At 55.5% G+C, this 20,673-nt stretch carries 14 protein-coding genes; 2 read left to right on the top strand and 12 right to left on the bottom strand.

Annotated features, from left to right (window positions below):
• Positions 1–134: 134 nt before the first annotated feature.
• Positions 135–953, bottom strand: coding sequence for a MerR family transcriptional regulator (locus tag OCV58_RS09775; protein WP_154877741.1), 819 nt, complete (start codon positions 951–953; stop codon positions 135–137).
• A gap of 100 nt (positions 954–1,053) precedes the next feature.
• Here OCV58_RS09775 and OCV58_RS09770 point away from each other — a divergent pair, with 100 nt between their 5' ends.
• Complete coding sequence (locus OCV58_RS09770; protein ID WP_198947357.1) at positions 1,054–1,422, top strand: DMT family transporter; 369 nt, start codon at positions 1,054–1,056, stop codon at positions 1,420–1,422.
• Positions 1,412–1,738: a DMT family transporter gene (locus tag OCV58_RS09765; protein ID WP_087477351.1), complete on the top strand. Its 327-nt coding sequence runs from the start codon at positions 1,412–1,414 to the stop codon at positions 1,736–1,738. Before OCV58_RS09770 ends, OCV58_RS09765 begins: the two co-directional genes overlap by 11 nt.
• Before the next feature lie 65 nt (positions 1,739–1,803).
• Here OCV58_RS09765 and OCV58_RS09760 read toward each other — a convergent pair whose 3' ends face one another.
• The 11 genes from OCV58_RS09760 to glgD all read right to left on the bottom strand — a co-directional run bounded on the left by OCV58_RS09760 (position 1,804) and on the right by glgD (position 20,672).
• Complete coding sequence (locus tag OCV58_RS09760; protein ID WP_095628724.1) at positions 1,804–2,787, bottom strand: P1 family peptidase; 984 nt, start codon at positions 2,785–2,787, stop codon at positions 1,804–1,806.
• Between the two features lie 64 nt (positions 2,788–2,851).
• The gene (gene dcd, locus OCV58_RS09755; protein WP_107195541.1) at positions 2,852–3,376 is read right to left on the bottom strand and encodes a dCTP deaminase; all 525 of its coding nucleotides are present in this window, start codon (positions 3,374–3,376) and stop codon (positions 2,852–2,854) included.
• A gap of 98 nt (positions 3,377–3,474) precedes the next feature.
• Entirely contained in the window at positions 3,475–4,761 is a 1,287-nt protein-coding gene (locus OCV58_RS09750) for a tetratricopeptide repeat protein (RefSeq protein WP_154877740.1), read from the bottom strand.
• 71 nt (positions 4,762–4,832) lie between these two features.
• A complete protein-coding gene (locus OCV58_RS09745; protein ID WP_154877739.1) occupies positions 4,833–6,971 on the bottom strand; it encodes a DNA topoisomerase III in 2,139 nt (712 codons plus the stop codon).
• Between the two features lie 42 nt (positions 6,972–7,013).
• A complete protein-coding gene (locus tag OCV58_RS09740) occupies positions 7,014–8,663 on the bottom strand; it encodes an ATP-dependent nuclease (protein WP_095628720.1) in 1,650 nt (549 codons plus the stop codon).
• A 146-nt stretch (positions 8,664–8,809) separates the two neighbouring features.
• Positions 8,810–10,057 (bottom strand): NAD(P)-dependent malic enzyme, encoded by a 1,248-nt coding sequence (locus tag OCV58_RS09735; protein ID WP_232818744.1) that lies wholly within the window; start codon positions 10,055–10,057, stop codon positions 8,810–8,812.
• Positions 10,058–10,087: 30 nt separating this feature from the next.
• Complete coding sequence (gene malQ, locus OCV58_RS09730) at positions 10,088–13,486, bottom strand: 4-alpha-glucanotransferase (protein WP_154877738.1); 3,399 nt, start codon at positions 13,484–13,486, stop codon at positions 10,088–10,090.
• A gap of 65 nt (positions 13,487–13,551) precedes the next feature.
• Positions 13,552–14,991 (bottom strand): glycogen synthase GlgA, encoded by a 1,440-nt coding sequence (glgA, locus tag OCV58_RS09725; protein ID WP_154877737.1) that lies wholly within the window; start codon positions 14,989–14,991, stop codon positions 13,552–13,554.
• 40 nt (positions 14,992–15,031) lie between these two features.
• On the bottom strand, positions 15,032–17,086 hold the full coding sequence (gene glgB / locus OCV58_RS09720) for a 1,4-alpha-glucan branching protein GlgB (RefSeq protein ID WP_154877736.1): 2,055 nt from the start codon (positions 17,084–17,086) through the stop codon (positions 15,032–15,034).
• A 21-nt stretch (positions 17,087–17,107) separates the two neighbouring features.
• The gene (locus OCV58_RS09715) at positions 17,108–19,537 is read right to left on the bottom strand and encodes a glycogen/starch/alpha-glucan phosphorylase (protein ID WP_154877735.1); all 2,430 of its coding nucleotides are present in this window, start codon (positions 19,535–19,537) and stop codon (positions 17,108–17,110) included.
• Positions 19,538–19,556: 19 nt separating this feature from the next.
• Entirely contained in the window at positions 19,557–20,672 is a 1,116-nt protein-coding gene (glgD, locus tag OCV58_RS09710; RefSeq protein WP_232818745.1) for a glucose-1-phosphate adenylyltransferase subunit GlgD, read from the bottom strand.
• Position 20,673 lies beyond the last annotated feature (1 nt).

The following is a 20,673-nucleotide window of genomic DNA, read 5'->3' as shown; positions in this document are numbered from 1 at the left end:
AGGTTTCCTCCGAGATATAGATTTTGTTTGGTAGCATTATTATATCAGAAACCTATGTGTCATTTTTTATAGGTGTTGCACTTGTATTGTAAATTCGCCCTGCAAAAGTCAATAGCTTTCTTCGTATACATCGATCATGTCACAGGCTCTACCTGCCCTTCAATTCGCAGCAAATAGTTTTCGTCGTCCTTTTCCGTCAAATAATTGAGCATATCCTCTTCATATATCTTGCCACACAGCCTGTATCCCAGGGCTTGCACCTCGTTGACAAACTGCCGATACGCTTCGGGCAGCATGTCATACGAGTCCTGTATGTATTTGACGGCGTACAAGCCGGCCGGCTTGACGTGGCAATGCCTGCTTCGGACGGGCTTGTCGATTTTAGAGCAATAATACTGCGTGTAATAGGTCTGATCTGCAATAGCTTGTTCCCCGATGATTTCGCCGATTGTAAAGGTGTTGTACGTACGGTGGGCGTTGCAGTATTTGAAGTGTTCGCTGATTGCCTCTACGACGGACTTTTCATCCTGCTTCCGCTGGCCGTCCGTAATGATAAAGTATTCTTCCTCTTTTTCTACAAACTGAATAGTGTCGATAGGAACATGCAGGGACTGTTTCGTAGTCTCTATGGTATTTTTTAAAATACGCCGCAAGCGTTTCAATCGTTCAATTTCCGCCGCAAGGGCTTTGTCCTGCTCTTTGAGCATCTGCAAAAACTCCGTCGTATTCCGCCGTTCAATATACGCTTTGATTTCATGTAAGGTCAGCCCTACTTCTTTGAGCACGCTGATTAAATCGAACGTATCCAGCTGGTACAGGCCGTAGAGACGATAGCCGTTCTCGCCGACCCGGGCCGGTTTGAGCAGGCCGATGTCATCATAGTGAAACAGCGTATCCTTTGTCACACCGCACAAGCTGGCAAATTCTCCTGTTTTCAGGTATTTCTTTGACATAAAACTCACCTCTTGACTATGGTGCTGCACCATACTTTATACTTAGTATAGCCAATGGAACTAGAAAAGGCAACAGGATAGCAGAAAGGATGTTTTATCTATGAAGCACACTGCAGCATATTGTTGGTTTATGTTGTTTTTAGCGATTATGCTGGAGCTGACGGGCACGTCGTCGATGAAATACTTTACCATGCAGGGCGGTTCCGAAGGCTATATTACGATGATTTCTTGTATGTTATTGTCTTATTTCGTCCTCAGTAAAGCCGTCGTCCGCATCCCCATCAGCCTGGCTTATGCCGTATGGGAAGGCGTCGGCCTCGTCGGCACAGTATGCATCGCCTGGTCCGTATTTCACGAACCCATGCCGCCGCTGAAACTATTAGGATTTTTTGTCATTTTATCAGGACTCGCCATGATTAAACTGGGCACGTCCCTGCCGGAAAAGGAGGCTGCTTCTCATGACAGTTAATCTTTTGGGCATACTGCTCCTCGTCGGCGCCGTCGGGTTAGACCTGTGCGCCAATATTTGTCTGAAAAAGTCGAATGGATTTACGCAAAAGCGGTACGGCATAGCCGCTCTCTCCTTTGTCGTCTTGTCATTCTTCTGCCTGGCTCATCTCATCCGCATCATGGATTTGAGCATCGCCTACGCCATGTTCGGCGCCCTGGGCCTGATTCTGACGACGACTGTAGACGCCCGCTTCTTCGGCCTGCGCATACGTCCTCTGGGCATATGCGGCGTAGCGACGATGATTGCCGGCGTCGTATTAATCAAACTCATATAAAACGCAAAAACGGATTTACCTGCAGCCTGGCGAATCAGACGCCTGCATGGTAAATCCGTTTTTTATTAATAGGTAGTTAAGCTTTTAGCCGCCGGAACGCCGTATGCCTGTTCCGCCGTCAATACGGCGCGGCGTACGGCTTGTTCTACGACGTAAGCGGCAATCGTCCCCGTCGTGCTGACATCGGCTTCTACGTCGCCGACGCTCAGGGCGTACAAGGAATCGCCGTCAGCTGTCGTGTTGACCGGCCGGATTGTCCGCACAAAGCCGTTACTGGCCAAAGCGGCGATTTTTTTCATGTGACTTTTATCGAACTTGCCGTTCGTGACGACAGCGCCGATCGTCGTATTCGTCGTACCGGCCGCCGCCCGCAGGGAAAAGAGCGTATCGTGCATGCCGTATTCTTCCAGCATGACGCGGCGCGTATCGGCAAATCCCGTGCCGTCGTCGTTCAGCATGCCGGCGATGATTTCATTATGTTCATCCAATACGTCGCCGACGGCGTTGACGACGACGACAGCGCCGACCTTCAGCTCGCCGACCTGGACGGCGTATACGCCGAGGCCGGACTTCATCATGCCTTTAGGGCCGCAGAGCTTGCCCACTGTCGCGCCGGTTCCTGCGCCGTAATTGCCTTCCCGGATCATATGTTTCTCCGATGCGACGCAGGCCGCATAGCCCATAGCCGCATCGGGACGGACGTTGTCGCCGCATCCCAGGTCAAAAATGCACGACGCTACGACGAGGGGCACATTGCAAATGCCCGTCGGAAAGCCGATGCCCTTTTCTTCCAAATATTGCATGACCCCGCCGGCGGCGTTCAAACCGAAGGCGCTGCCGCCGCTTAACAGTACGGCATGAATTCTCTCCGCTGCCGCCGTCGGATTGAGGAGCTCCGACTCCCGGCTGGCCGGCCCGCCGCCGCGAATATCGACGCCGCAGGGCGCGCCGTCAGGAAATATGAGGACAGTACAGCCCGTGCCGCCCAGCTCATCCTGAGCGTTGCCGATGCGAAATCCCTGAATATCCTGCAATGCAATTTCTTTCATAGCCTTTCTCCTTTCGCAAAAAAGCATATCTGCGCGCAGACATGCTTTATATCCGTTGCCTATATTATTTCTTTTGGAAATCCTTCCACAGCATGCTCGGCTGAATTCCCGAATTGTTCTGGTATTTTCCGTGCTGATATGTGTCGTACTCGCCGTCGATGTCGTGGTAGTAAATCTGGCAGATTTCCACGTTGGGATAAATGCGGATCGGCTGGACGCAGAAAATTTCCAGCGTCCAGTAGCCGGCAAAGCCTACGTCGCCAAAGCCTGCCGTCACGTGGATGAACACGCCCAGACGGCCGACAGACGAGCGGCCTTCCAGCATAGGAATATAGCCGTCAGTCTTCGTATACTCGTTTGTCCGCCCCAAATAGAGCTTATTCGGCTGCAGTACGTAGCCGTCTTCGGGGATGTCGATAATCGACGCCGGATTGGGCTTGGCCATGTCCAGCTCGTAGTCATCATATACCATCAGCTGATTATATAGCGATAAATTATAGCTGTTCGGATTGACCCGTTCGGGATGAAAGGGCGTAATGATAATTTCCTTACCCAAATGCTTTACGATTTCCTTGCCTGATAAAATCATGTTGTGCCTTCACCTTTCCATGTGGTATACCAAAATTATATACCAAAACAGGCCGCGTCGCCATACAAAATGAGAAAGTATATGCGAAAAATTCATCGTCAGAACAGGCTTTCTTTTTTCCGGATATCGACAGCCCGCCGCGACGCCTTGCCGCCAAAGCGATCCTGGCCGACTTCGACGAAAAAGGTAACGTACGTCCCTGCCTCGGCGTCCAGCCCCAGGAGGGCATCGCGTTTGAAATAATAGGACGGCCCGCCGTATTCCTTGATAAACCCGGCCCGTCCTCCCGGCAGAACGGCCGAGATAAAGCCCTGCTTTTCTTCTTCGCCGTCGTGCCGGCACTGTATCCAGAATGCCTGCAGCGAGCGGAGCAACTCCGCCTTACGGGGAATCTGCCCTTCATACGTCGCGGCCTGCCTGCGCAGAGCCTCCGGCACAAACCATCCCCGTTCCTGCCGGATGCGCAGGGCCAGGGCATAGTGCCAGGCCCGCTCCGTCCGCAAGTCCTCCTGTCCTGCCAGGGAATCGGCAAATTCAGCGAGGAACTGGACTTTATCGGCCATATCTCCCGGCAGGAGCAGGGCTGCTGCGCCGTATTGTTTCATCTTCCGCAGGCTTTTCTGCGCCTGCCCTGCGTAAAACAGCCCGCGGTATATAATCCAATGCTGCTTATACTGCAAAAGGGCGGAAAATTCTCTTTCTGCACCGCCTATGTCGCCAAGGCGAAGGCGGCAGAGGGCGATGCGATATTTGAGCCAGATGTCATTGTCATAGTGAAATTCCGTAAAAATACGCAGCCCTTCTTCACAGACAGCAATGCAGGCATTATATTCCCCTTTCTTGACCAACACGCCGCTCTTCAGGGCATACCACCGCTCGCGGTACGACGCGCCGCTCAGCCATTCACCGTCCTTGACGTACTCCTGCGGCCGCGAAGACAGCCTGGCCGGGTTAAGGAGAGTCAGCCAGGCGTCTAATTCTTCTGCCGAAGCCTTTTTCTGCCGGCGCAGCACGTCGATCATCTTCCAGACGGCTCGTTCATAAGGAGAGCGCTCTCTTTGCTCGGTGTATTTGACGATGGCCTCGACGGCCCGCCGGAAATCGCCTTCATCAGATTGTCCAGGCGCAAAGGGACGCACGTACAGATGATACAGGCACCAGCCGTATATGTCCCGGATTTGGGCGAAGTCGGGAAAGGCCATGATGCACCGGCGGGAAATCTCCCGCCCTTCGGCATATTCTTTCAGCTTGCTCAGGCTGTAAGCGTAATAATAGTAGTCCCACGGCCCCCACGTATCCATTGCGGCAATTTGCCGGGCGTACATAGCCGCTACCTGATCGTATTGCTGTTTGCGGCACCACTGCCGGGCCTGCACGGTATCCATCCTTTGCCCCTCCTCTCCTCTGCTGTACTATACGGCGCAGACACCCGCGCCGTATCCCGTCTCCGACAGGACTATTTTCCTGACGAAGCAGCATAAATGCTGGGAACGCCGTTCACATCGGCGCAGGTCGTGCGGCAGCCTTCTTTGCTGCAGGCCCAAAACGGACCGTACGGGCCGCTGCGGCGGACAAAGATTCCCTCTTTGCAGCGCGGACAAATATAAGATGAACCGTCGCCGGCCGCCGACGCAGGCGGCGCATCGATGCGCTCCGTATGTCGGCATTTGGGATAGTTAGTGCAGCCCCAGAAATCGCCGTACTTTCCATGGCGGCGTACCATAGCGCCGCCGCATTGAGGGCACACGCGCCCTTCCTTTGGCTGCGGCGTTCCGTCATTGTTCCGGGCTGCCGCAATGAGCTTGCGCAAAAATAATTCCTGGGCGCCGAGAAAGTCGGCCAGGCTGTCCTTTCCCAGGCTCATCTGATACAGCCGTTCTTCCCAAACGGCCGTTTCATCGGGATACAGCAGCTCGTCCGGCAGGGAATCGACGAGAAGATAGGCCATATCCGTCGGTTTCAGATACTTCTTCTTTCCTTCTTCGGCTAAAAATTTCCGCTCGATGAGCTCGCCGATAATCGTAGCCCGCGTCGCTTCCGTGCCGATGCCCTGCACTTCCTTGAGCTTTTTCTTCAGCGAATCGTCCTTGACGTATTTATAAATTTCCTTCATCGCCTGAAGGAGCGTCGACGAAGTAAACCGCGGTGGCGCCTTCGTAGCTTTCTCTTCGACCTTGCCGCGGCGGAACTGGACGCCGTCTCCCTTGCGGACCGGCGGCAGCTCTCCTTTTTCGTCTTCGTCGTCCGTATCGGACTGATACAGCTCTTTCCAGCCCAATACGACGACGGTCTTGCCGTGAGCGACGAACTGCTCGCCGGCGGCTTCGACGACGACGCGGTTCTGTATATATTCGTGGACAGGATAAAACTGTGCCATATAGGCCTGGGCAATGAGGAAATAGATATTTCGCTGAACTGCCGTCAGCTTATCGTACGGACAGGGCACCGTCGTCGGGATAATCGCATGGTGCGCCGTAATCTTGCCGTCATTCCAAGCCCGACTCTTGATGCTGCCGTCGGCCTGCCCGGCCCATTGGGACAAGGTTTTATCTGAAATTCGGCCTAAATTAGCTAAAATAGCCGGCACGTCCTTGCGCTGATTCAGAGGCAGGTACTCGCAGTCCGACCGGGGGTAGGTCGTCAGCTTGCGTTCGTACAGCTGCTGAGCTGCGTCCAATACCTGCTGGGGGCTGTAGCCGTAGCGCTTACCTGCCAGCACCTGCAGGGACGACAAGGACAAGGGCAGCCGCTGCGCTTCCTTCTTTTTCGTCTTCTTCCCTTCGGCAATCGTTCCATCGGGCTGAGCGCGCAGCCTTTCTACTATTTCTTCAGCTTTCTTTTTATCGATGCAGCGCCCTTCCGAATCGAGGCCGGCCTGCGTATCGCCAGGCTGCCACTGGGCTGTAATGACGCCCTTGGCATGATTGAACTGCGCCTTGACGACGTAATAGGTCACGGGCTTGAAATTGTCGATTTCCCGCTGGCGGCGGACGACTAAGGCCAGCGTCGGCGTCTTAACCCGGCCGATGGGAAATACGACGCGGTGTCCCTGCCGGCGGGCGGCCAGCGTATAAGCCCGCGACAGGTTCATGCCGATGAGCCAGTCGGCACGGCTGCGGGCCAAAGCTGATTCCTTGAGATGAGAAAAATCGCCGTTATCCCGCAAATCATGAAGGGCTTCACCGATGCTCTTTTCGTCGAGGGCATTTAAAAGGATGCGCTCGACGCGCTTCGTATTGCCTACATAATCGAGTATTTCGTCAATCAGAAGCTGCCCTTCCCTGTCAGGGTCGCCGGCATGGACGATGGAGTCGGCGTCGCCGATGAGGCGGCAGATGACGTCGAACTGCTCCCTGCTGTTCGGGCTGACGAGCAGCTTCCAATGCTCTGGAATAATGGGCAAATCGGCGTCCTTCCACTGCTTGTATTGCCGATTATAATCCTGCGGCTCCGCCTGCTGCAGCATGTGGCCGTAGGCCCAGGTGACGATGCCGCCGCCCGTACGGATAAAGCCCTTTTCCTGCCGCTGCGGCTGCGGGAGGCATTTTGCCAGTTCCCTGGCCATGCTGGGCTTCTCTGCGATAAACAATTTCATACTATACGATAACTCCTGCTCTAATGTCTGCTGCAAGGCAGCTTATACTTTTGCCAGTTTGCCGGCCTCTTCGATGACCTTGACAAAGGCCCTGGGGATTTCCTGGCTGCGCAGGGACTGCCCCAGGAGCCGGCCTAGGATGACGCCCTTGTTGCTGTACAGCCAGGCAAAATAATAGATGTACAGTGCCTTGATATTGCGGGCGTTGACGTTGCCCAGCATGCGCGGCGGATAGTCGTGGAAATTGACGTCCAGCTTGCGGCAGGCCTTTTTAATCATGTCCGACGTGGCCCGGCCGTGCTCGCCGGCTACGGTATTGATGATGCGGTCCAGCTCGCGGCGGCGGCCCATGTCGATCATCGTCTTGGCCAAATCCATTTCAAAGCAAATTTCGTCGGTAAAGAACACGCCCGTCTCGCCCTTATGGCCGCCCTTTACGTCGGCGTCGTATAAGGCGACGGTGGGAATCTTGAAGTATTCCAGAAGCTTCTTTATCTTTGAAATCGAGCTTTCGCCGCGGGCGTTGATGAGGCAGATGCCGTAGTAGTCAAAGGGCAGCCCCAGCGTCGTGCCGAACAGCTGGAAGCAGCCGAACTCCGTTTCCCCTTCGACGACGAGGACGCTCCGCGAATACAGGGCCTCCTTCACTTCGGGGAAATGCATGATCAGGTGCTTCTCGATTTCCTCGCTGAAATGAAAGGTCGCTCCGCAGGCCGCGCAGACCTGACCGGCGTCGCCGCGGTACAGGCGGACGATATTGCGGTAATCGTCGACGAGGGCGTCTGTCGAGTGCGTGACGATGAACAGCTGCCCCCGCAGGCCGTCGATGCCGAACAAATCCTTCAGGAGCTCGCAGAAGCGGGAATCGCCGTTGCTCAGGAGCTGCTTGTAATAATTTAAAATAGACCGCTGCATGTATGGATGGAGGTGCACCTCCGGCTCGTCGATAGATACGACGAGAGGCAAATAGCGCCGCCCCTTGCCGTCGATAATCAGGCTCTGCTCCAGGGGCATGGCCTTGCTTCGGGACATGATGAAAATCTGCGTGAGGATACGCAGGGCGACGAGGGAAATAAACTTCATGTTGTCGGCTGTCGAGCGATCCTGGCGGCTCAGGATGCGGGACAAGAGGAAGATATTGACAAAATACGACGAGTCGAGGCTGCCTACCTGCACTTCATGATGGATAAAGGCCTGCGTATCTTCGTCCAGCCCGTCGTCATGGGAATGCTCCCACTGATACAGCCGCCGTTCCAACGCGCGGTATACCGTTGCCGGCACTTTGAGTTCTTCCGGGTCGACGACGGAATTGGGCAGATAATGGATGCAGCGTATCAGGTCGAGAGGCAGTTCTTCGTTTCTCTCTGCATCGTACAGCCGCGGGTAGATTTCTTCCACCCTCTTTTCCAGGCGCACCTTCATCGTCTCCCGCCGCTCATCGGGAAACGCGGCAAAATACTCGTTTTGGTTCCGAAGCAGGTGCATTTCCAGCGTAATGACGATAGGCCGCGCCGGGTCGGCGTAATCGTCTTCCCTGATGCCGAAGCCTTCGCTCATGACCGACAGCAAGCGCAGAAACCCGCTTTTGCCAATAGCGTTTTCGCCGACGAGATAGTTGGCCTTTTCATGAAAGGTCATCTCCACGTCTGTCAAATTTCGATAATTTTCAATATGCATGTAATGGATATGCACAATATCACCGCCTGTATAGAATCCGTTCGCAACATACCGTAATAGTATAATATTCGACGCAGGCGCCTTGCGTCCCTGCTTTTCCCGAGCAGAAACGAAAAAACACCGGCGTCACCGCCAGATGACGCCAGTGCTTTCATATCCTGCTATACTTCGTTCAAAAAGGCTTCGGCCTTCGCCGCTTCTTCTTCATAGGTCAAGGGATTGCCGGCGATGCCTTCGTTTGCCGCAGCCTCGGCAACGGCAGCCGCTACGGCGATGGTGACGCGATGGTCAAAGGCGTCGGGCAGGATGTAGTCTTCCCGCAGGCCGTCCTGCTTCGCTACGTCGGCAATGGCTCTCGCTGCAGCCAGCTTCATGCCCTCGCTGATATCCGACGCATGGCAGTCGATAGCCCCGCGGAAAATTCCCGGAAATACGAGGACGTTGTTGACCTGATTGGGGAAATCGGACCGGCCCGAGCCGACGACGGACGCGCCGGCAGCCTTCGCTTCGTCGGGATAGATTTCCGGGATGGGATTGGCCATGGCGAAGACGACGTTTTTCTCAGCCATCGAGGCAATCATTTCCTGGGACACGAGGCCGCCGCGGGACACGCCGATAAACACGTCCTTGCCTGCCAGTACATCCTTCAGGCTGCCCTTGGCATGACGGCGGTTCGTCCGCTTCGCCATAGCGGCCTGAGCCGGATTGAGCGTATCGTCGCCTTCACAGACGGCGCCGTTGATGTCGCAGAGCGTCACGTCTGTAAAACCATATTCCAGCAGCAGATTGGCGATGCTGATGCCGGCTGCGCCGGCGCCGTTGATGACGACCGACGCCGTTTCGGCAGACTTTCCTAAATACTCCAGCGCGTTGATGACGCCGGCCAGGACGATGATGGCCGTGCCGTGCTGATCGTCGTGGAACACGGGGATATTCAGCGTTTCCCGAAGCCGCTTTTCGATTTCAAAGCAGCGCGGGCTGCTGATATCTTCCAGGTTGATCCCGCCAAAGGACGGGCTGGCCAGCTGGACGAAGCGGACAAATTCGTCTACGTCCTGCGTGCCTACGCACAGGGGCACGGCGTTGATGCCGGCAAACTCGCTGAACAGCAGGCACTTCCCTTCCATGACCGGCATGGCCGCATCAGGGCCGATATTCCCCAACCCCAGGACGGCGCTGCCGTCGGTAATGACGGCCACGTCGTTGCCCTTGCCGGTATACGTATAGGCCAGCTCTTTATCCTGGGCGATTTCCAGGCACGGCGCGGCGACGCCGGGCGTATATAAGATGGACAGGGCTTCCTTGGAATCGGCCCGCAATTTGCTGTGAATGGCTAGTTTGCCGTGCAGCTGGGCGTGGACTTCCAAGGCCCGTTTAAATTTTTCATTTTTATCTGTCATATCAGACATGCGTCTCTTCCCCCTCTGAAACGGGCGCAGTTACCGTCCGTATTCTTTACATAATTCAGACAGCCATTTGGCGATATCCAGCTTGAGCATACCGCTGTCCATCTGCCACTGCCAGTTTCCTTCGGCCGTTCCGGGCACGTTCATGCGGCAGTTTCCCGGCAGGGCCAGTATATCCTGCAGGGGCACGACGGCCGTTTCGGCACGGCGGCTGTATACGTAGGCGACGACGGCGCGGACGACAGCTTCCGGCGCTGCATTGTCCGGCAGGCCCAGCGCCTGGCGCAGCTGCAGCCGTTCCGATTCGTCCAGGTCGTCTTCATACCAGCCCAGGGTCGTGTTGTTGTCGTGCGTTCCCGTGTAGACGAGGCAGTTCGGCTCCGTATCGAAGGAATAGCGGCCGTCGGCCCGTTCTGCCATGTGGAAATGGAGTATCTTCATGCCCGGCAGGCGCAGGGCGTCTTTCAGGGCGCATACGTCGTCCGTAATGATGCCCAAATCCTCCGCCACCATGGGCAGGAAGCCGAGCTCTTTATATACGGCGCGGAACAGGTCGAGGCCCGGCCCCTTGACCCAGGCGCCTTCGCGGGCCGTCTTGGCTTCGACGGGCACGGCCCAGTACGATTCGAGGCCGCGGAAATGGTCGATGCGCACCTCGTCTACGAACTGGTATATCGCGCGGAACCGCTCTACCCACCAGCGATAGCCGTCGGCAGCCATGGCCTCGTAGTCGTACAGGGGATTGCCCCATAGCTGTCCGTCGGCGCTGAAATAGTCGGGCGGCACGCCGGCGACGGCCGTAGGATTGCCGCCTTCGTCCAGTTGGAACAGCTCCTGATGAGCCCAGCAGTCGGCGCTGTTGTGAGCGACAAACATGGGCATGTCGCCGAGAATCTGCACGCCGTTGTCATGGGCGTATTTCCGCAGGGACTGCCACTGGCAGTAGAAAATATACTGCAAGAATTTATAATGGGATATAGCGCCGGACAATTCTTTTTTATAATAGGCTACGCCGTCGGCAGCGTGACAGCGGATGTTGTCGGGCCACTCTGTCCAGACCTTGCCGCCGAAGAAATCACCGACAGAACGGAACAAGGCGTAGTCGTCGAGCCAGTACGCGTTTTCCTTACAGAAATCGGCATAAGGCGACCACGGCACATTCAGGTCTTTCTTATGGGACATGCGCCAGAGCGCGTCCTTCTTGACCTTCCAGGCTTCGTCCCAGGATTTCGCAGTCCGAACAGTTTCTTTATATTCGCACAGCTCTTCGGCAGACAGCCATCCCCATTCGTGCAGCACGTCGAGGGAAATGAGCCGTTCGTTCCCGGCAAAGGCCGATCGGGCCAGATAGGGCGAATCGCCCATGAGCGGCGGTGTCAGCGGCAGGATCTGCCATAGGCTCTGGCCGGCCGTCTTGAGAAAATCGATAAACCGGTAAGCGTTGGGCCCCAGGTCGCCGTTCCCGCCTGCCGAAGGCAGCGACGTCGGATGCAGGAGGACGCCGGCCCGTTTTTTACGGGCTTCCTGCCCTTTCAGGATGACGGCGCTCAGCGGCGGCAGCGTAAGGGTAAATCGGCTGTTGATCGTGCGGATAGGCTTCATGCGGGGATACAAAGCGTTGGTCAGCTCGCCGTAAGCCAAGCCGTTCGTGTACACGCTGACCGTCCGCAGGGACGTGGTGTGTTTATTCATGGCGATGATAAAGAAGCCGTCTTCTTTTTTCTGTCCAAATATATCCCGGCCACCTTCAATGCTGCGGGCGTAGGCGAAGACGTCGCCGTCGGCGTACAGCGGGATGAAACGGCCCGTGCGCAGGGTGTCGCTGCGGCGGCGCAGCCCCGTCAGCTCTTTCGTCCACGACAAGATTTCTTCGTCCTCATGCCCCCACGGATAGGTGCGGCGGTTGTCCGGGTCCTTGCCGCCGGTCACGCCGGCTTCATCGCCGTAATAAATGCAGGGCGCGCCGGGCATCGTCATCTGCCAGGCCATGAGCAGGCGCAGGCGCTTCTTGGCGATGTCCTCAGCCGAGAGCGTATTGGTGTCGGCGTCCTCGGCCAGGACCGTCAGGATGCGTTCGATGTCATGGCTGCCGATGAGGTTGAGCATGGCGTAAAAGTGCTCAGGCGGATAATTTTCAATGAGGTGAGTCATTTCAGCCAGCATGCGCCGGCCTTCCTTGCGGCCCATGATGAAATCGACGGCAATCGTCCGCAAGGCGTAGTTCATGGCGCTGTCGAGCTCGTAGCCGCACAGGTATTCGCGCTGTTCGCCGTAGCTGATCTTATTTGACGCGTCCTCCCACACCTCGCCAATGAGGACGGCGTCGGGATTTTCTTCCTTCAGCGTCTTATAGAAATCGCGGAGAAACGCTGCCGGCAGCTCGTCGACGACGTCGAGACGCCAGCCGCTGATGCCCTGGCGCATCCAGTAGCGCAGCACGCTGTCGTCGTTATGGATGACAAAATCCATATATGACGGCTCCGTTTCTTCTACGTTAGGCAAATCCATGACGCCCCACCACGACTCGTAGTCGTTCGGGTAGTCCTTAAACCGGTACCACGAATAGTACGGCGATTCCTTGGACTGGTACGCGCCGACGCTGTCGTAATGGCCGAAGCGGTTGAAATAAATGCTGTCGGCTCCCGTATGGCTGAACACGCCGTCCAGGATGACGGCCAGGCCCTCTTCTTTGGCAGCCCGGCAGAACGCGGCAAATTCTTCGTTCGTCCCCAGGAAGGGATCGACGCGATGGTAGTCGGCCGTACTGTAGCGATGGTTTGTACAGCTCTCGAAAATTGGGTTGAGGTAAACCGCCGTAATGCCTAATTCTTTCAGATACGAAAACTTTTCCCTGATGCCCGCCAGGTTTCCGCCGTAAAAATCATAAAAGGCAATCTCTCCCGTATCGGGATTCTTCCAATAGGCCGGTATATCGTCCCAATCGCTGTGGATGACGGCCCCCTTTTTGCCCGTAAGCACTGCCGTCGTATCCTTGCCGCGGCGGAACCGGTCGGGAAAAATCTGATAAACGATGGCATTCTTAAACCAGTCCGGCGTCTTGACGGCCTTATCATATACGGTAATCTGATAGGACGGCGGCTCCTGAGCTGTAATGCGGCCCTTGCCGCCGAGCTGCTCATGGTTGTTGCCGTAATAGACGGTCTTCCCGTCGTAGGAAACGATGAAGTAGTACCAAAGGAGGCACCCCTTATCCGGCATGGTCAGCGTCGCCTTGAAGGCGTCGCCCTCCCAAGTCATGGGAACGATCGTTTCGCCGGCGTTGCTCTGCCACAGGCGCACGCTGGCCTGCCAGTTTTCTTCTATATTTTTATCGGCCCGCAGGCGCAGGACGACCTGGCTGCCCGAGGGAACGGCGCCGAAAACAGAGCGGCAATAAAATTCATGTGAATTGTGATACAGTCCTAAATCCATGAAATCTCCTTTTTTGTAAAATCCCCCGCCGAGCAAGTACGGCGGGGGATTTGGCTGTATTGTTCTTATCGGTTCAATACCTTTTTGTACAAGTCTGCATACGCCTGAGCCGAACGCTTCCAGCTGTAGTCGCTTTCCATGGCGTTCTTGACGATGTGATCCCACAAGGCGGTATCTTCGTAGTATCCCAAAGCCGTCTTTGCCGTAAACAACAGTTCATGAGCATTGAAGTTCGGGAACGTCAGGCCGTTGCCCTGATTTTTGTATTTATCAAAGGGAACGACGGTGTCTCGCAGGCCGCCCGTTTCGCGGACGACGGGCACGGCGCCGTATCTCAGGGCGATGAGCTGACTCAGTCCGCACGGTTCATACCGCGAGGGCATGAGGAAGATATCCGCCGCCGCATAGACGCGGTGCGCCAGGCCTTCGTTGAACATGATGTTGGCCGATACCTTTGTCGGATAGCGGCGGGCCAAATCGCGGAAGGCTTCTTCATACTGCCAGTCGCCGGTCCCGACGATAACCAGCTGTACGTCGTCTTCGACGAGCTCGTCCATAATGCGCGTTACCAAATCCATGCCCTTGTCTTCGACGAGGCGCGATACCATGGCGACCATGGGCACGCCGCGCTTGATGCGCAGCCCCAATTCCTTGCGCAGGGCGTCCTTGTTGACGCGCTTGCCGGCGCGGGCGTCCTTCGACGTATACGTTTGGGCAATATAGGGGTCCGTTTCGGGATTATAGGCATCTTCGTCGAGGCCGTTGATAATGCCGACGACCTTGTCCTGATTGCTGCGGATATAGCCGTCCAGCCGTTCGCCGAAGTACGGATAGGTAATTTCCTGAGCGTACGTCGGGCTGACCGTCGTGATGTAGTCGGCGTAGACCATGCCCGATTTCATGTAGTTCACGCAGTCGTCGCATTCCAGATTGCCATTGTCGAACAAGTACTGCGGCAGGCCGATGATATCCTGCATGATAGACGCCGGATAAATCCCCTGATATTTCAGGTTATGAATGGTATAGACGAATTTCATATTTTTGTAGAAATCGTCATGGTAGAAATCTTCCTTCAAGAAGACGCCCAGCATGCCCGTATGCCAGTCGTTGCCGTGAATGATGTCGGGCTGGAAGCCGATGCGCGGCAGCATCGTCAGCACGGCGCGGCAGAAATAGGCGAACCGTTCGTCGTCGTCGGCATAGCCGTACAGGCGGTCGCGCTTGAAGTACCATTCATTGTCGATGAAGTATACCTTGACGCCGTCCATATCGATTTCGTCGACGCCGTAGTACAGCTGACGCCAGGCCAGATTGACGATCCCCGTCGTCACCTGCTTCATCTGCTGCTTTGCTTCGTCTTTAATCAGGCTGTATTTCGGAATGACCAGGCGGACGTCCATGCCCTTGGCGGCCAATTCCTTCGGTAAAGCGCCCATGACGTCGGCTAAGCCGCCCGTCTTGATAAAAGGCACGGCTTCTGACGCCACGAATAATATTTTTTCCATCTTAACTCCCCCACTTTCCCTTTGGAATGCAGTTTACTATTTATTTCGCCGCGTCGCTTTTCGTCGTCTTTTTAACGGCGCGTTTTCTCGTCGTCTTGGAAGCCGGTTTCTTTTCGCTGCTCTTGGCCTTTTTAGCCGAGCCAGTCGTCTTCCGCGTCTTGGCAGTACTGCTGCCAGCCTTCAGAGATTTTTTTTTATCGGCCGACGTCTTGAGCTGCAAGTATATAGTCGCCAGAGGCGGCAGCGTCAGCTCCAGAGACTGTTCCATGCCGTGCATGGGAATATCCTGCGCTTCAAATTCGCCTTCGTTGAGGACGTTGGAGCCGCCGAAGGCTTCGGAATCGCTGTTGAATACTTCGACATACGTCCCCTTGCGCGGCACGCCGAAGCGGTACGAATGGCGGACGACAGGTGTGAAGTTGCATACGACGACGGTCATGTCGTCTGTTTCCTGGCCGCTGCGGAAGAAAGCGATGACGCTGTTGTCGCGGTCGTCGCAGCTGATCCACGAAAAGCCCGACCAGTCGCAGTCTTCTTCCCAGAATTCGGGATGCTCTACGTAATACGTATTCAGCTGCTTGACGTAGTCGTGCATGGCCTTGTGCATAGGATATTCGAGCAGATGCCAGTCGAGGCTGTCGTCGTATTTCCATTCGATGAACTGGCCAAAGTCGCTGCCCATGAACAGGAGCTTCTTGCCGGGATGCGACATCCAGTAGCCGTAGAAAGCCCGCAGGCCGGCAAATTTCTGCCAGTAGTCGCCGGGCATCTTGTCCAGGAGCGAGTGCTTGCCGTGGACGACTTCGTCGTGCGACAAGGGCAGGATGAAGTTTTCCGAAAAGGCGTAGCACAGGGAAAACGTAACGAGATTGTGGTTATCCTTGCGGAACAGCGGATCCATGGACATGTAGCGGAGCATGTCGTTCATCCAGCCCATATTCCACTTATAGTTGAATCCCAGGCCGCCGACGTCGACAGGCTTGGTCACCAGCGGCCAGGCCGACGATTCTTCGGCAATCATGAGGGCATGGGGAAATTCGCTGAACACAGCTTTATTTAAATTGCGCAGGAAGTCGATGGCTTCGAGGTTTTCCCGGCCGCCGTACTTATTGGGCTGCCAATTTCCATCGGGATGGCCGTAGTCGAGATACAGCATGTTGGCCACGGCGTCGATGCGCAGGCCGTCGATGTGGAACTGGCTGAGCCAGAACATGGCGCTGGAAATGAGGAAGGACTGTACTTCCGTCCGTCCATAGTCGAAATTCATCGTATCCCATTCTTTGTTTTCTGCCAGCATGGGGTTGCCCGATTCATAGCAGGGCTCGCCGTCGAAATAGCGCAGACCGTGGGCGTCGCGGCAGAAATGGCCCGGCACCCAGTCGAGGATGACGCCGATGCCGTGCTTATGGCATGTGTCGACGAGGTACATGAAGTCTTCCGGCGCACCGTAGCGGCTCGTCGCCGAGAAGTACCCTGTCGCCTGATAGCCCCACGAGCCGTCGAAGGGATATTCGCACAGGGGCATGATTTCGATGTGCGTATAGTTCATGGACGTGACGTATTCCACGAGCTTGTCGGCGATTTCGCGGTATGTCAGCATATTGCCTTCTTCGTCGCGGCACCACGAGCCGAGATGCACTTCATAGGTCAGCATGGGCTTGCGGTACGAGTCGTACTGCTCGCGGCTGTTCTGCCACTTTTTGTCCTTCCACGTATAGCGGAGCTTGGTGATCTTAGAGGCCGTGTTGGGGCGCACTTCCGACCAGAAGGCATAGGGATCGCTCTTCATGAGCACTTCGCCCGACGCCGTCGTGACGGCGTATTTGTAAATGTCCCCTTCCTGAAGGCCTTCGATATACGTAACCCAGATGCCGTTGCCGGCGCCGCACCGTTCCATAGGATTGGCTTCAATGTCCCACTGGTTGAAATCGCCGACGACGCTTACCTTCTGGGCATGGGGAGCCCAGACGGAAAAGCGCACGCACGATCTGCGGCGGAGAACGGTAAAATGAGCGCCGAACAAACGGTAGCTGGCGTAGTTTGTTCCCTGATGGTACAGAAACGTACCGTATTCGTCAATTGCACTGAGTTTCATGTAAGCATTCCCCCTGACTGATTATACCTTGACAGGTTTAATACGCCAAATGTCAGATGCATACTGCTGAATCGTCCTGTCGCTGGAGAAGTAGCCCGAATGGGCGATGTTGATGGCGCTGGAATGGAACCACTGCTTTTGATTTGCGTAGCGGCGGGATATTTCCGTATGGGCCTCGCAGTAGGCGGCGAAATCCTTGAGGACAAAGAATTCGTCGTTGCGGTCCAGCAGCGATTCATACAGCATGCCGAAATGTTCGCCGTTGATGGAGCCGTCTACGAGCGAGTTCATGAGCTGGCGGATACGCGGGTCCGAGCTGTACATATTCCACGACGAATAGCCGCCGTGCATGTAGTAATTCATGACTTCTTCCGCCCGCAGGCCGAAGATGACGCAGTGTTCCATGCCGACTTCGCGGCAGATTTCTACGTTGGCCCCGTCCATCGTACCCAGCGTAATGGCCCCGTTCATCATGAATTTCATATTGCCCGTGCCGGACGCTTCCTTGCCGGCCGTGGAGATCTGCTCGCTCACGTCGGCCGCCGGGAACAGGAGCTGTCCCAAGGATACGTTGTAGTTCTCCAGGAACAGTACCTTCAGCTGCTTGTTCACCTGCTTGTCGCGGTTTATCATGTTGGCCACGACGTTGATAAGCTTGATCGTCTGCTTGGCTTCGCCGTAGCCCGACGCAGCCTTGCCGCCGAACAGGAACGTGTGCGGGCGGACGCGCAGGTCCGGATTTGCTTTCAGCGTATAGTACAGGTGAAGGATGCCGAGGATATTCAACAGCTGCCGTTTGTATAGATGAATGCGCTTGATCTGAATGTCGAAAATCGAATCGACGGCGATATTCGTATCGTATTCCTTCTTGATATAGTCAGCCAGAATTTCCTTGCGGGCTTTCTTCACCTTCGCCAGCTTATCCAGGAAGGCGCTGTCGCTGGAAACGGTCTTCAAGCGGATGAGCTTGGACGGTTCAAGACGCCATTCGTCGCCGATCGCTTCGTCGATGAGGTCCGACAGCTGCGGATTGGCTTCGATAAGCCAGCGGCGGTGCGTAACGCCGTTGGTCTTGTTGGAGAAACGGTTCGGGAAAATCGTGTAGAACTGATGGAGCGTCGAATCCTTCAGGATCTGCGAGTGGATTTCCGCAACGCCGTTGACGCTGTGGCTGCCCAGTACGGACAAATGAGCCATGTGAACCTGACCGTCCCAAAGGATGGCTACGCTGCGGGCTTTGTTTTCGTCGCCCGGATAGAGGCGGCGCACTTCCTTGAGCCAGCGGTTGTTGATTTCTTCGACGATGAGATAAATGCGCGGCAGGAGCGACTGGAACATGGGGATAGACCATTTTTCCATGGCTTCCGGCAAAATCGTGTGGTTCGTATAGGCCACGGTACGGCACGTAATATCCCATGCGTCTTCCCAGGCCATGCCTTCCTCGTCGAGGAGGATGCGCATCAGTTCCGGCACGACCAGAGCCGGATGGGTGTCGTTGATGTGGATGGCGATGTACTGGTCGAACTTGTACATGCTTTCCTTGTATTTTCTCTTATAGTGACGTACGATGCTCTGCAGGCCTGCCGAAACCATGAAGTATTCCTGCATCAGGCGCAGGCGGCGGCCTTCTTCCGTGCTGTCTTCCGGATAGAGGAAGCGGGAAATGAGCTGTACGTTGTTCTTGTAGCGGAACGCCCGGTGGCGGTCGCCGAGGGTCAGCTCGCGGTACAAGTCTTCCCGGGAGTATTCGGCCCGCCACAGGCGCAGCGTATTGACTGTGTCGTTATGATAACCAATGACAGGAACGTCGTACGGGACGGCGCGGACAGACGAATAATTTTCGTGAACGCATTCAAGTTCTCCGTCTTCCGTCGGCCGCATGTAGGCGTTGCCGCCGAAGCGGACGTTTACGGCCTTATCTACTCTCTTGACTTCCCAGGGATAGCCGTTGACCAGCCAGTTGTCAGGAAGTTCAACCTGCTGGCCGTCGACGATGCGCTGGTTGAACAGCCCGTACTGGTAGCGGATGCTGCATCCGTGTCCCGGCAGCTGCAGCGCCGCCAGGGAGTCGATGAAGCAGGCTGCCAGACGGCCTAAGCCGCCGTTGCCCAAGCCCGGGTCCCGTTCCTGCGGAACGACGTCTTCCAGCTTCCAGCCCAGATCTTCCAAGCCCTGCCGGCAAATGTCTTCCAAGCCGATGCCGATGAGGTTGGACTGGAGCAAGCGTCCCAGCAAAAATTCAATCGAGAAATAATAGACCTGTTTCGCCTTTTGCTCGGCGTACACTTCGTTCGTACGAATCCAATCTTCACTGACCAAGTCGCGTATCATGTAGGCAATCGTCTGGTATACTTCGTTGAGCGTCAGATCTCTGAGCTCTTTTTCCCACAAGACATGCGCCTTTTCAGTAAATATCTTCTTGAATTCTTCCTTATCCTGCCATTTTTTCATTGTTCTTCTATACCTCTTCTTAAATTACAGTGCATTTTCCGATGCACAGCGGTTTGTCCTTGGTGCCGGACAAAATGGCCTCGGGCTGCACGACGGCGTTCTTGTCGCATACGACGTAGTCGAGCTGGGCGTCGTCGCCGATGACCGTATGCTGCATGATGATGCTGTTGCGGATGACGGCGTTCTTGCCGACCTTGACCTTACGGAACAAGATGGAATTTTCGACGCGGCCTTCGATAATGCAGCCGTTTGCTACGAGAGAATTGCTGACATGCGATTCTTCCATGTACTTAGCCGGCGCTTCGTCTTTGATCTTCGTGTAGATGTGGTGCTGCTTGTCCTTGAGGAACAAGTCGTGCCACGTCTTGGCGTCGAGCAGATCCATGTTGACCTGGAAGTACGAATCGATGGTATCGATCCGCTTCGCATATCCTTGATAATTATAACCGAAAATGCGCAAGCGGTCTACATTGCGCTTCAGCACGTCCGTAATCAGGTAGTTGTACCCCTGCGTATAGGCCTTGCGGATGCAGCTTTCAAAGACCTTGCTGTCGATGAGGACGCCCCGCTGATACAGGTTTTCGCCGGCTGCCAGCGTTTCCCGCGATTCAATGTCCAGGACGCGGTCGTTTTCGCCGATATTCAGGGCGTAGCCGCTGCGGTTAAATTCGTATTTCTGCTTCTGGTAAATGAGGGTGACGTCGGCGTTGTGACGGCGGTGGAAATGGAGCACTTCGTCGTAGTCGATGTTCTGCACCATGTCGCAGCCTGTCAGCAAGATGTACGGCTTATTGCCCCGTTCGACGAACATGAGGTTTTTATAGTAAGCCGGTACGTCGCCTTCTGTAGGATGAACGACGTCTTCTACTTCTTCCGGCAGATAGAACAGGCCGTCGCCTTTGCGTGCCAGGCCCCATTCCTTACCGGAGCGGATGTGGTCTAATACGGAGCGCGACTGGGCCGACAACAAGAGTCCGACCTGCGATACGCCGGCGTTGACCAGATTGGACAGCGTAAAGTCGATGAGGCGGAATTTGCCGCCTACGGGAATGGTCGCCAAGGGCCGTTTTTCATTGAGCTCGCGGAGCGGGCTTTCGTTTCTAAGGTTAATTATTGCAATCATGTTGCTGTTCATA

It is taken from the genome of Megasphaera stantonii (assembly GCF_025567065.1).
Taxonomy (GTDB): Bacteria; Bacillota; Negativicutes; order Veillonellales; family Megasphaeraceae; genus Megasphaera; species Megasphaera stantonii.
Note: the sequence above shows the minus strand (reverse complement) of the source record. Positions and strands in the feature narration are given on the sequence as shown.